Annotated in this window: 12 protein-coding genes and 1 other annotated feature; all 12 genes read left to right on the forward strand. The window is 48.3% G+C overall.

Annotated features, from left to right (window positions below; translation table 11 throughout):
- The first annotated feature begins 51 nt into the window (after positions 1 to 51).
- Entirely contained in the window at positions 52 to 702 is a 651-nt protein-coding gene (gene sigH / locus HPY28_RS27660) for an RNA polymerase sporulation sigma factor SigH (protein WP_005828894.1), read from the forward strand.
- A 237-nt stretch (positions 703 to 939) separates the two neighbouring features.
- Positions 940 to 1,089: a 50S ribosomal protein L33 gene (gene rpmG, locus HPY28_RS27665; RefSeq protein ID WP_003392018.1), complete on the forward strand. Its 150-nt coding sequence runs from the start codon at positions 940 to 942 to the stop codon at positions 1,087 to 1,089.
- On the forward strand, positions 1,089 to 1,337 hold the full coding sequence (secE, locus tag HPY28_RS27670; protein ID WP_012683970.1) for a preprotein translocase subunit SecE: 249 nt from the start codon (positions 1,089 to 1,091) through the stop codon (positions 1,335 to 1,337). Before rpmG ends, secE begins: the two co-directional genes overlap by 1 nt.
- Before the next feature lie 45 nt (positions 1,338 to 1,382).
- Positions 1,383 to 1,919, forward strand: coding sequence for a transcription termination/antitermination protein NusG (gene nusG, locus HPY28_RS27675; protein WP_017247036.1), 537 nt, complete (start codon positions 1,383 to 1,385; stop codon positions 1,917 to 1,919).
- A 186-nt stretch (positions 1,920 to 2,105) separates the two neighbouring features.
- On the forward strand, positions 2,106 to 2,531 hold the full coding sequence (rplK, locus tag HPY28_RS27680; RefSeq protein ID WP_005828886.1) for a 50S ribosomal protein L11: 426 nt from the start codon (positions 2,106 to 2,108) through the stop codon (positions 2,529 to 2,531).
- Positions 2,532 to 2,620: 89 nt separating this feature from the next.
- Complete coding sequence (gene rplA, locus HPY28_RS27685; RefSeq protein WP_017247037.1) at positions 2,621 to 3,304, forward strand: 50S ribosomal protein L1; 684 nt, start codon at positions 2,621 to 2,623, stop codon at positions 3,302 to 3,304.
- 42 nt (positions 3,305 to 3,346) lie between these two features.
- Positions 3,347 to 3,510, forward strand: a sequence feature (ribosomal protein L10 leader region).
- Positions 3,511 to 3,534: 24 nt separating this feature from the next.
- Positions 3,535 to 4,050, forward strand: a complete 516-nt coding sequence (gene rplJ / locus HPY28_RS27690; RefSeq protein WP_012683973.1) for a 50S ribosomal protein L10 — start codon at positions 3,535 to 3,537, stop codon at positions 4,048 to 4,050.
- A gap of 55 nt (positions 4,051 to 4,105) precedes the next feature.
- Positions 4,106 to 4,468, forward strand: a complete 363-nt coding sequence (gene rplL, locus HPY28_RS27695) for a 50S ribosomal protein L7/L12 (protein WP_007716218.1) — start codon at positions 4,106 to 4,108, stop codon at positions 4,466 to 4,468.
- A gap of 102 nt (positions 4,469 to 4,570) precedes the next feature.
- A complete protein-coding gene (locus HPY28_RS27700; protein WP_017247038.1) occupies positions 4,571 to 5,167 on the forward strand; it encodes a class I SAM-dependent methyltransferase in 597 nt (198 codons plus the stop codon).
- 309 nt (positions 5,168 to 5,476) lie between these two features.
- A complete protein-coding gene (rpoB, locus tag HPY28_RS27705; protein WP_017247039.1) occupies positions 5,477 to 9,016 on the forward strand; it encodes a DNA-directed RNA polymerase subunit beta in 3,540 nt (1,179 codons plus the stop codon).
- A 29-nt stretch (positions 9,017 to 9,045) separates the two neighbouring features.
- Complete coding sequence (gene rpoC / locus HPY28_RS27710) at positions 9,046 to 12,672, forward strand: DNA-directed RNA polymerase subunit beta' (RefSeq protein ID WP_017247040.1); 3,627 nt, start codon at positions 9,046 to 9,048, stop codon at positions 12,670 to 12,672.
- 138 nt (positions 12,673 to 12,810) lie between these two features.
- Positions 12,811 to 13,065, forward strand: coding sequence for a 50S ribosomal protein L7ae-like protein (locus tag HPY28_RS27715; RefSeq protein WP_017247041.1), 255 nt, complete (start codon positions 12,811 to 12,813; stop codon positions 13,063 to 13,065).
- Positions 13,066 to 13,081: the final 16 nt, after the last annotated feature.

Genomic DNA, 13,081 nt, shown 5'->3' on the forward strand with positions numbered 1-13,081 from the left:
ATGTATAATAGCGCTATCTATTGGAGAAACCGGTTGGCGGAGGGATCATTTGTGAGTGTTGACCTCAAGGAGTTAAAACATGCCCAATATGAACTAATGACCGACGAAGAAGTAGTCGACCTGGTTCGCGATAATGACGCCGAAGCTTTGGAGTATTTGATCAACAAATACAAAAACTTCGTTCGTGCCAAAGCGAGATCCTATTTTCTTATTGGGGCTGACCGCGAAGACATCGTGCAGGAAGGGATGATCGGACTGTACAAGTCTATTCGCGACTTCCGAGGAGACAAGCTCACGTCGTTCAAAGCATTTGCCGAGTTGTGTATTACCCGTCAGATCATTACCGCGATCAAGACGGCGACACGCCAAAAGCACATCCCGCTCAATTCTTACGTGTCACTGGACAAGCCTATCTACGATGAAGATTCTGACCGCACGTTACTCGATGTGATCTCGGGAACAAAAGTGACCGATCCAGAGGAATTGTTTATCAATCGGGAAGAGTTCGATGATATCGAGGGCAAAATGAGTGAAATCTTGAGTGATTTGGAGCGCCAGGTTCTCATGCTCTATTTGGATGGACGATCCTATCAGCAGATTGCCGTCGAGCTGAAGCGTCACGTCAAGTCTATTGATAATGCATTGCAGCGAGTAAAGCGCAAGCTAGAGCGCTATTTGGAAGGAAGAGAGATTCATCTGTAGAGAATCTCTCTTTTTATTTTGGAAGCAAAAGGACTTCTTCTTGTCAAGTCATTTTGTTTGACATGGGTATTTCGGTATGATAAATTTATTTAGGTAGCCATAGACTCTTATCTCTCTGTTCTATGGTTACTTAGGTGAATGAAATGGTCTGGAAAAAGTAGCGGTTTTCCCGTACTATTTATCATCGGGGTACTTTTAACTAATAGCAGGTTTGAAATGAGATGGAGGTGGCAATAAATGCGAGTAAACATCACGTTGGCGTGCACCGAGTGTGGCGAGCGTAACTATATCTCCACGAAGAACAAGCGCACCACTACTGAACGTGTTGAACTGAAAAAGTATTGCTCCCGTGACAAGAAGCAAACCCTTCATCGCGAGACGAAGTAATGGTTGATGCGACGAAGTCAGGGGGTGGCAAAGTGGGTTTTTTATCACGAATCGGAGCCAGTTTTCGCCGTACCGGTGGTTTTTTTAGTGACGTAATGTCCGAACTAAAGAAAGTCCGTTGGCCTAACCGTAAAGAGTTGACAACCTATACGCTTGTTGTACTCGTTACGGTTGTGCTCCTGGCAATATTCTTCTTCGTCGTTGATTTGGGTATCTCGCGCTTGATCGATTTGATTCTAGGAACGTAATTATGCAAGTCTTAGGAGGGACGGACGGTTATCGTCCTGTTGGATATGGAAAAAGCATGGTATGTACTTCATACGTACTCAGGTTACGAAAACAAGGTTAAAACAAATCTGGAGAAGCGGCTCGAGTCGATGGGCATGGAAGACAAGATCTTTCGCGTTCTTGTTCCCACTGAAGAAGAGGTGGAAACCAAGGATGGTAAGAAGCGCACCGTCACGAAAAAAGTGTTTCCTGGATACGTCCTTGTTGAAATGGTGATGACGGACGACTCTTGGTATGTCGTGCGCAACACTCCTGGGGTTACCGGCTTTGTCGGATCCACGGGCGCCGGCTCTAAGCCGACAGCGCTGCGTCCTGAAGAGGCCGATACGATTCTCAAGCAAATGGGAATCGAAATTCCCAAGATCAGAGTCGATTATGCTCTCCGCGATATGGTGCGCGTCATAGATGGTCCATTTTCCAATCGCACCGGGGAGATTATCGAGATTCACCCGGACAGGCAGAAGGTTCGCGTATTGGTGGACATCTTCGGTCGCGAAACACCGGTAGAGCTAGACTTTACACAAGTTCAAAAATTGGATTAGGATTCAACTTGAAAAGTATCGCGCTATGTGGTACATTTCATTTTGTTTTAACAATCCCACAACATTAATTGGGGTTTCTTGCACTCTCACTATAGATCGAAAGTCTTTTACATAGAGACTTTCAAAAAACGGTGGGAGGGGGCATTCCCCCGTAATAACCACATGTGAAGTAAGGAGGTGTGTTACGTGGCTAAGAAGGTTATCCGCGTAATTAAATTACAAATCCCAGCAGGTAAAGCGAATCCTGCACCTCCAGTAGGTCCGGCTCTCGGTCAAGCTGGTGTAAACATCATGGGATTCTGTAAAGAATTCAATGCTCGCACTGAAAGCGAAGTAGGTATGATCATCCCGGTGGAAATCACCGTGTTTGAAGACCGTTCTTTCACTTTTATCACAAAAACTCCTCCAGCTGCAGTTCTGTTGAAGAAAGCTGCTGGTATCGAGTCTGGTTCTGGCGTACCAAACAAAACAAAGGTTGCTACGCTGAAGCGTGATAAAGTTCGTGAAATCGCAGAACTGAAGCGTCCTGACCTGAATGCTGCATCCGTAGAAGCGGCTATGCGCATGGTAGAAGGTACAGCTCGTTCTATGGGTATCGTAATCGAAGACTAATTGTCTTGAGTGCAAGGGGGCACAGACGTTGTGCCCCCCTGTCTGTGGGAGGATCAACCGCTACGACCACATTGAAGGGAGATTTAATCATGGCGAAAAAAGGTAAGAAATATCAAGAGGCTGTAAAGCTCGTTGATAAAAACAAAGTATACGAAGTAGCAGAAGGTATTGAGCTGGTTAAAAAAGCAGCTACTGCTAAGTTCGATGAAACTGTTGAAGCAGCTTTCCGTTTGGGTGTAGACCCTAAGCGTGCTGACCAACAAATCCGTGGCGCTGTTGTATTGCCACATGGTACTGGTAAAGTACAACGTGTTCTCGTATTCGCTAAAGGCGAAAAAGCAAAAGATGCAGAAGCAGCTGGCGCAGACTTCGTAGGCGATGCAGACATGATCGCGAAAATTCAAGGTGGCTGGTTCGACTTTGACGTTGTAGTAGCTACTCCTGACATGATGGGTGAAGTAGGTAAATTGGGTCGTGTACTCGGTCCAAAAGGCCTGATGCCAAACCCTAAGACCGGTACTGTTACTTTCGATGTAACAAAAGCGGTAAACGAAATCAAAGCAGGTAAAATTGAGTACCGCGTAGACAAAGCAGGTAACATCCACGCTCCGATCGGTAAAGCATCCTTCGATGCTGACAAGCTGGCTGACAACCTGGCTGCTCTGACTGACGCACTGAACCGTGCGAAACCAGCTGCAGCAAAAGGTGTTTACATGAGAAATGTAACCCTGAGCTCCACTATGGGCCCTGGTGTACGCGTAGCTGTAAAATAATGACACTTGACTTCCTTTGTGGGAGTTGTTAAGATAGTCCCTGTTGATGAAAAGAATATGCCGTAGACAGAAGGCGCGGTGCTTGTGAGAGTAACGCTTAATATCCCTCCGAGGCGTGTAATGTACGAATGAGGAAACGCTGTTTTCCTTTGACGATATAGCATTATGCCCTCGTGAGTCTGCGAGGGCATTCTTCATTTTCTAGGATTAGAGCACGGGAGGTGTAATCAATGGCAGAAATTCGTCCAACCGTTATTCGTGAAGAAAAGGTACAAGCGATCAACGAAATCGCAGCTAAGCTTCGCGAAAGCCAAACTACAGTGGTAGCTGACTACCGCGGTCTGACAGTAGCACAAGTAACTGAGCTCCGTAAGCAATTGCGTGAAGCTGGTGTTGAGTTCCAGGTGTTGAAAAACTCCCTGACTCGTTTGGCTACTGAGAAGGAAAGCCTGACTGAACTGGATCAATATCTGACTGGACCAAACGCTCTGGCGTTCTCCAAAGACGATATCATCGCTCCAGCGAAAGTTATCGCTGAATTCGCTAAGAAAAACGACAAGCTGGAAATCAAGGGTGGCGTTATCGAAGGTAAAGTAGTTGATGCTGAGCAAATTAAAGCTTTGGCTTCCCTACCAAACCGCGAAGGTCTCTTGTCCATGCTTCTCTCCGTCCTGCAAGCTCCTATGCGCAACGTTGCATTGGCAGTCAAAGCAGTGGCAGAACAAAAAGAAGGTCAAGGCGCGTAATCGCCTGATCGGCTAATTTCAAAAAAATACTATTCCTTGAATGGAGGATTTACAAATGTCTAAAGACCAAATCTTGGAAGCCATTAAAGGCATGTCCGTTCTCGAACTGAACGATCTGGTAAAAGCAATCGAAGAAGAATTCGGCGTAACTGCTGCTGCTCCTGTAGCTGTAGTTGCTGGTGGCGGAGCAGAAGCTGCTGCTGAGCAAACTGAATTCACTGTTAACCTGGTAAGCGGCGGCGCTTCCAAAATCAACGTAATCAAAGTTGTTCGCGAGCTGACTGGCTTGGGTCTGAAAGAAGCAAAAGACCTGGTAGACAACGCTCCAAAAACACTCAAAGAGGGCGTTTCCAAAGACGAAGCAGAAGCTCTCAAAGCAAAACTCGAAGAAGCTGGCGCACAAGTAGAAGTAAAGTAAGTTAGCTTCCTTTAGGATATCCCCTTGCCTGCGGCAGGGGGATTTTCTATAAGCTTTTGATGATAGAGGTTTTCGTAAACGATGAGGAAGGGTGAATCACACGTGGCAGACCATTACTATACCAATCAACCGGGTGCTGCACATGATGAACAGCAATTTACGTTCAATCTCCGTGGTAATGAACTTCGCTTCATAACGGATGCTGGCGTTTTTTCCCGAGACCGGATTGACTTTGGAAGTGTATTGCTCATCGAGAACATGGAAATCCCCAGTCATGCGCGTGTGCTGGATGTGGGATGCGGGTATGGTCCGATGGGGTTGACGGCTGCCAAGCTTGCTGATCATGGTCGGGTGACGATGATCGACGTGAACGAGCGTGCGGTTAACCTGGCTCGTCGTAATGCAGAAGCAAATGGAATAAAAAATGTTGAGCTTCGAGTGAGTGATGTCTACAGCGGCGTGCAAGGCGAGCAGTTTGATGTCATTCTGACCAATCCGCCGATTCGTGCGGGTAAGGAAATCGTTCATCGCATTTTTGTAGAGGGATACGACCTGTTGGTAGAAGGTGGAGAAATGTGGGTTGTCATTCAGAAGAAGCAAGGAGCCCCATCCGCATTGAAGAAGCTACAGGAAACGTACCGCGAAGTAATAGAAATTGATCGGGAAAAAGGCTATCACATATTCAGGGCAATCAAATAAGCAAGAAGAAATCATTAGAAAAGTTTTCTTGACGTGAATAATTGAATGTGATAGCATTATAAAATGTCAATATGGGATAAATGTCTATTTTTCAGCAATTCCCTGTCTGTCAAGCGTTTCTACTTTTTTCCTGAGATAGGAATGTTTGCGTGAAAACATGGGAATTCTTTTAAAATAGAGTTTCTCTGGGTTAAAAATGGTTGAAACTACTTTAACCCATTTTTATTTTTAGGCATTCGAATGCGACTGAAAGAAGTTGCCGAATGCCGAGTTTCTATGTGTGAAAACACAACCTGAGGGGTGAATAAGTTGGCAGGTAAAGTGATTCAAAGTGGCCGACACCGCCAGCGTCGTACGTATTCACGTATTAACGAAGTGCTGGGCCTTCCAAATCTCATCGAGATTCAACAAAAGTCCTACCAATGGTTCCTTGATGAGGGGCTCCGTGAGATGTTCCAAGACATTTCGCCAATCCAGGACTTCACAGGTAATCTCGTGCTGGAGTTTATCGACTACAGTTTGGGAGAGCCGAAGTACGATGTTGACGAGTCGAAAGAACGTGACGTCACCTATGCGGCGCCTCTGCGTGTGAAGGTACGTTTGTTGAACAAAGAGACGGGAGAAGTGAAGGAACAAGAAGTCTTCATGGGGGATTTCCCGCTCATGACCGAAACGGGAACCTTCATTATTAATGGTGCTGAGCGCGTTATTGTCAGCCAGCTTGTTCGTTCCCCCAGTGTATATTACAACACCAAAGTGGACAAAAACGGCAAGCAGACGTTTACAGCTACAGTAATCCCGAACCGGGGTGCTTGGCTGGAGCTGGAGACCGATGCGAAAGACGTAATTTATGTCCGCATCGACCGTACGCGAAAAATCCCGGTAACGGTTCTTTTGCGTGCGTTGGGCTTTGGTTCTGACATCGAGATTCTCAACTTGCTGGGTGAAGATGAATACATCAAGAACACGCTGGAAAAAGACAATACCGATTCTACGGAAAAAGCGCTCATCGAAATCTACGAGCGTCTTCGTCCGGGCGAGCCGCCAACAGTCGAAAATGCGAAGAGCCTCTTGATCTCTCGTTTCTTCGACCCTAAGCGCTATGACCTGGCTTCTGTTGGTCGTTACAAAATGAACAAGAAGCTTCATCTGAAAAACCGTCTGTACAACCAACGTTTGGCTGAAACATTGATCGATACCACTACAGGTGAAATTTTCGCCGAAGCCGGTCAAATGATTGACCGTCGTGTATTGGAACGCATTGTGCCAGCTCTGGAAGGCAGCATCGGATTTATTGACGTTCGCACGCATGGCGGCGTTCTAGAAGATGAAGCAATCCATTTACAATCTATCAATATTTTCTCTCCGATCGAAGATGGCAAGATCATTAAAGTAATCGGAAACGGAAATGTAGATAAGTCCTTCAAGCATATTACGCCGGCGGATATCGTATCGGCGATCAACTATTTCATGAATCTGCTGCACAGTGTTGGTTCCACAGACGATATCGACCACTTGGGTAACCGTCGTCTGCGATCCGTGGGTGAGCTTCTGCAGAACCAGTTCCGTATCGGTTTGTCCCGTATGGAGCGTGTGGTTCGTGAGCGTATGTCCATCCAGGATCAGAACCAAATTACACCGCAAGCTCTCATTAACATCCGTCCAGTGATTGCATCACTGAAGGAGTTCTTTGGTAGCTCGCAGTTGTCTCAGTTCATGGATCAAACAAACCCATTGGCTGAGCTGACACACAAGCGCCGTCTGTCCGCACTCGGACCTGGTGGTTTGACGCGTGAGCGCGCGGGCTTCGAAGTGCGTGACGTTCACCATTCCCACTACGGTCGTATGTGTCCAATTGAGACGCCGGAGGGACCAAACATTGGTTTGATCAACTCCCTGTCTTCCTTTGCACGCATTAACGATTACGGATTCATCGAAACGCCTCGTCGGAAAGTAGATCCGGAAACAGGCTTCGTGTTGACTGATATCAGCTATTTGACGGCTGATGAAGAAGACGTGTTTAACGTGGCACAGGCAAATCAGCCGCTTGATCACGATGGCCGTTTCGTAAACGACATGGTTATCTGCCGTCGTAAAGGTGAGATCTTGAGCGTACCGCGCGACAAGGTAGACTTCATGGACGTTTCGCCAAAGCAGGTTGTATCCGTAGCGACTGCGCTGATTCCGTTCCTCGAGAACGATGACGCCAACCGCGCACTGATGGGTTCAAACATGCAGCGGCAGGCCGTTCCGCTTTTGATTCCACAAGCACCGTTTGTCGGTACTGGTATGGAGCATAAAGCAGCGCAAGACTCCGGCGTGGCGATCGTTGCCAAGAATCCGGGTCAAGTAGAGCGCGTAACGGCTCGCGAAATCTGGATTCGTCGTTACCAAGAAATCGACGGTAGAAAAGTTGCCGGCGATCTCGATAAATACAAAATGCACAAGTTTATCCGTTCCAACCAAGGTACCTGCATCAACCAGCGTCCAATTGTAAGCACTGGAGACTGGATTGAAAAAGGCGATATCATTGGGGACGGCCCATCCACTGAAAAAGGTGAATTGGCTCTCGGTCGTAACGTAATCGTTGCGTTTATGACGTGGGAAGGATACAACTACGAAGACGCGATTCTTCTGAGTGAAAAACTTGTAAAAGATGACGTGTATACGTCTATCCATATTGAAGAATACGAGTCCGAAGCTCGCGACACCAAGCTGGGTCCAGAGGAAATCACTCGCGATATTCCAAACGTCGGGGAAGATGCTCTGAAAAACCTGGACGAACGCGGTATCATCCGTGTTGGTGCGGAGATTCAGGACGGCGACATTCTCGTTGGCAAGGTTACTCCTAAAGGGGTTACTGAGCTGACAGCAGAAGAACGCCTCTTGCATGCCATCTTCGGTGAAAAGGCTCGTGAAGTTCGTGATACATCCCTGCGCGTACCGCATGGTGGGTCCGGTATCATCGTAGACGTAAAAGTATTTACCCGTGAGAATGGCGACGAATTGCCACCAGGCGTAAACCAACTCGTTCGCGTTTACATCGCCCAAAAACGGAAAATCTCCGTGGGTGACAAAATGGCCGGTCGACATGGTAACAAAGGGGTTATCGCCCGCATCATGGCGGAAGAAGATATGCCGTTCCTGCCAGATGGCTCTCCAGTAGAGATCGTACTCAACCCGTTGGGCGTACCTTCGCGTATGAACATCGGTCAGGTATTGGAGACTCACTTAGGTATGGCAGCGAAGCTTCTGGGTATCCACGTAGCAACGCCGGTATTCGACGGTGCACGTCAGGCAGAAGTATTCGAAACGTTGGAAGAAGCAGGTCTGGATCGTGACGGAAAAACGATCTTGTTTGATGGTCGTACAGGTGAACCATTTGACCGCCGTGTAACAGTTGGTTGTGTATACATGCTGAAACTGGCTCACTTGGTCGATGATAAAATCCATGCTCGTTCTACAGGTCCTTACTCTCTTGTTACGCAACAGCCATTGGGTGGTAAAGCTCAATTTGGTGGTCAGCGTTTCGGGGAGATGGAGGTTTGGGCATTGGAGGCATACGGTGCTGCCTACACCTTGCAAGAAATCCTCACTGTCAAGTCGGATGACGTCGTGGGCCGCGTGAAAACGTACGAAGCGATCGTTAAGGGCGAAAACGTTCCAGAACCAGGTGTTCCAGAGTCCTTCAAGGTATTGATCAAGGAACTCCAGAGCTTGGGTATGGACGTGAAGATTCTGTCCGGTGATGAGCAGGAGATTGAAATGCGTGAAATGGAAGACGAGGATGAAGGTAACGGTGAAAAACTGAACCTCGTTCTCGAAGGCGGAAGCTTGAACGAAGAGTAAGATTCCGGTACCAAGGGAGGTAACGCCCTGTGATTGACGTGAACAACTTCGAATATATGAAGATCGGCTTGGCTTCCCCCGATAAGATCCGTTCGTGGTCTTTCGGGGAAGTAAAGAAGCCAGAGACGATCAACTACCGCACACTGAAACCGGAAAAAGACGGCTTGTTCTGCGAACGCATCTTTGGACCAACCAAGGACTGGGAATGCCATTGCGGTAAATACAAGCGTGTTCGTTATAAAGGTGTAGTGTGCGACCGTTGTGGCGTGGAAGTGACCCGCGCCAAAGTACGGCGTGAGCGTATGGGGCACATTGAGCTGGCTGCCCCAGTTTCTCACATCTGGTACTTCAAAGGGATTCCAAGCCGTATGGGCTTGGTGCTCGACATGTCCCCTCGTTCCTTGGAGGAAGTTATCTACTTTGCTTCTTACGTAGTAACCGATCCGGGTGACACTCCTCTCGATAAAAAGCAATTGCTCTCCGAAAAAGAGTATCGCAACTATCGTGAGAAATACGGCCACTCCTTCCAAGCGATGATGGGAGCAGAAGCGATTAAGCGCCTGCTTGCTGAAATCGATCTGGATAAAGATGTGGAAACGTTAAAAGAAGATTTGAAAACGGCACAAGGACAGCGTCGCAACCGTGCGATCAAGCGCCTGGAAGTGCTCGAGGCGTTCCGCAACTCCGGTAACCACCCGGATTGGATGGTTCTCGACGTACTGCCGGTTATCCCGCCGGAGCTTCGTCCAATGGTTCAGTTGGATGGTGGACGTTTTGCCACTTCCGACTTGAATGACCTGTATCGTCGTGTAATCAACCGTAATAACCGTCTGAAGCGCCTGCTCGAACTGGGTGCTCCTGACATTATCGTACAAAACGAGAAACGCATGCTGCAGGAAGCAGTAGACGCGCTCATCGACAACGGTCGTCGTGGACGTCCGGTAACAGGACCAGGTAACCGTCCTTTGAAATCTCTCAGCCACATGCTGAAAGGTAAACAAGGTCGTTTCCGTCAAAACCTGCTCGGTAAGCGTGTTGACTACTCCGGTCGTTCCGTTATCGTTGTAGGACCTAACCTGAAGATGTATCAGTGCGGTTTGCCAAAAGAAATGGCGCTGGAGCTCTTCAAGCCGTTCGTGATGAAAGAGCTGGTTTCCAAAGGCCTCGCTCACAACATCAAGAGCGCAAAGCGCAAGGTTGAGCGCGTTCAGCCAGAAGTTTGGGACGTTCTCGAAGACGTTATTCGCGAGCACCCGGTACTGTTGAACCGTGCCCCCACCTTGCACCGTCTGGGTATCCAGGCTTTCGAACCAGTTCTGGTTGAAGGTCGTGCGATCCGTCTGCATCCGCTCGTTTGTACAGCGTACAACGCGGACTTCGACGGTGACCAAATGGCGGTTCACGTTCCGTTGTCTGCTGAGGCACAGGCGGAAGCCCGTATCCTCATGCTGGCAGCGCAAAACATCTTGAACCCGAAAGACGGTAAGCCGGTAGTAACACCATCCCAGGATATGGTGCTTGGTTCCTACTACCTGACGCTGGAACGCGAAGGCGACAAAGGCGAGGGTACGATTTATCGCGATCCTCACGATGCGATTGCCGCTTATCAGCAAGGCTTTATCAGCCTGCATACGCGCATCGCTCTGCCAGCGAAACGCCTGAACAAAACCAGCTTTACTGAGCGTCAAGAGAACTCGCTGATCGTAACGACAGTAGGTAAAGTAATCTTCAACGAAATTTTCCCTGCTGATTTGCCGTTCATCAATGCACCGACTAGGGCTAACCTGCAAACGATGGTTCCAGATGAGTGCTTTGTATTTGATAAAGGTACAAATGTTTCGGAGTTCATTAAAAACCTCCCAGATCCGGGTGCTGTTAAAAAAGGATTCTTGGGAACCATTATTTCCGAGTGCTTCCGTCGCTTCGGTACGATGAAAACATCCATGATCCTCGACAGAATTAAGGAACTGGGCTTCACGTATTCGACGAAAGCAGGTATTACGATTGCCGTAGCGGACATCGCGGTGCCAGGAAAGAAAAAAGACATCCTTGATGCGGCAGATGAGAGAGTTGCAACTGTCATGACGCAATTCCGTCGTGGTTTAATTACTGAAGACGAGCGTTACGACCGCGTTATCTCTATCTGGTCCAAGGCCAAGGATGAGGTAACAGAAGTATTGATGAAGTCCATGGATAAGTTCAATGCGATCTTCATGATGGCGAACTCCGGTGCCCGTGGTAACGTATCCCAGATCACTCAGCTGGCTGGTATGCGCGGTCTGATGGCAAACCCATCCGGTCGAATCATCGAGTTGCCGATTAAATCCAACTTCCGTGAGGGTCTGACGGTATTGGAATACTTTATCTCCACGCATGGTGCGCGTAAAGGTCTCGCCGATACAGCGTTGCGTACAGCGGACTCGGGCTACCTGACTCGTCGTCTGGTAGACGTTGCTCAAGACGTGATCGTACGCGAAACCGATTGTGGAACAGATAAAGGTATCCGAGTAACAGCAATCAAGGATGGTAAAGAAGAAATCGAGAAGCTGTCTGACCGTCTGACAGGACGTACTTGCTTCGAGACTTTGCGCCACCCTGAGACGAAAGAAATTATCGTGCACCGCAATGAGGAGATCTCTGAAGAGGTTGCCGAGTATATCGAAAAAGAAGGTATTACTTCCGTATATATCCGTAACGTACTTGCTTGCCGCACCAGCCATGGTGTTTGCAAACTGTGCTACGGACGCAACCTGGCGACAGGTGCCGAGGTGGAAGTGGGAGAAGCGGTTGGTATTATCGCTGCTCAGTCCATTGGTGAGCCGGGTACCCAGCTGACCATGCGTACCTTCCATACCGGTGGGGTTGCGGGAGACGATATTACCCAAGGTTTGCCGCGTATTCAGGAGTTGTTCGAAGCGCGTAATCCAAAAGGGCAAGCAGTCATCTCCGAGATCGATGGTGAAGTCGTCGACATTCGCGAAGGGAAAGATCGTCGCGAAATCGAAGTACGTGGAGAAGCGGAAAATAAAGTGTATGCAGCACCGTATGGCTCTCGCATCAAGGTTTCTGTTGGTGTCAAGCTGAATGCTGGTGATGAGCTCACGGAAGGTTCCGTAGACCCGAAAGAAATGCTCAAAGTTCGTGGCATGCGCGGCGTTTCCAACTACATCTTGCAAGAGGTACAAAAAGTTTACCGTATGCAAGGGGTAGAAATTAACGACAAGCACGTTGAGGTTATGATTCGCCAGATGCTGCGCAAACTGCGCGTCATCGACAGCGGAGATACTGACCTCTTGCCAGGCTCCTATGTAGAGGTACCAGAATTTGAAGTAGCGAACACAAAAGCGCTCATGGAAGGCAGAAGTCCAGCAGTAGGTCGTCCGGTTCTTCTCGGGATCACCAAAGCATCCCTCGAAACCGACTCCTTCCTGTCGGCAGCATCCTTCCAGGAGACGACTCGTGTTCTTACCGATGCAGCGATCAAAGGAAAAGTGGACCGCTTGCTAGGTTTGAAAGAGAACGTTATTATCGGGAAGCTGGTTCCAGCAGGTACCGGTATGTCACGTTACCGCAATGTAAAAGTTGCTAGCCAAGTAGATTACGAAGCAGAGCTGGAAGCAGCGAAGGCTGAGCAAGAAGCAGTTTCTGTAGAGTAATTGCGGGAAAAGCGCCCATCACCAATTGGTGGGCGCTTTCCTAAATAAAAAATATCAAATGGGCGTTGACAACAACTAGCCCACCTGATATTATATTCAAGTGTGCCTGACATCTGTACTTTGGAGGATATGAGAATCATGTCTTATGAAAAAGTCGAGCGGGCCAAGGACTTGACAATCGGCATTAAGCAGACGATTAAAGCTGTTGAAAGCCAACAGGTAGAAGCAGTGTATATCGCTGTCGATGCAGATAAGCGTTTGACCCAAAAAGTCGAGCTCCTTTGCAAAGAGAAGGGTGTTCCAGTCATCCATGTAGATTCCATGCGTCGTCTAGGCAAAGCGTGCGGAATTGAAGTGGGAGCAGCTACTGCTGCGATTAAAAAAAGTGGTTGACGATGTTTTTGTCTGT

This window comes from Brevibacillus sp. HB1.2 (assembly GCF_013332495.1).
Taxonomy (GTDB): domain Bacteria; phylum Bacillota; class Bacilli; order Brevibacillales; family Brevibacillaceae; genus Brevibacillus; species Brevibacillus porteri.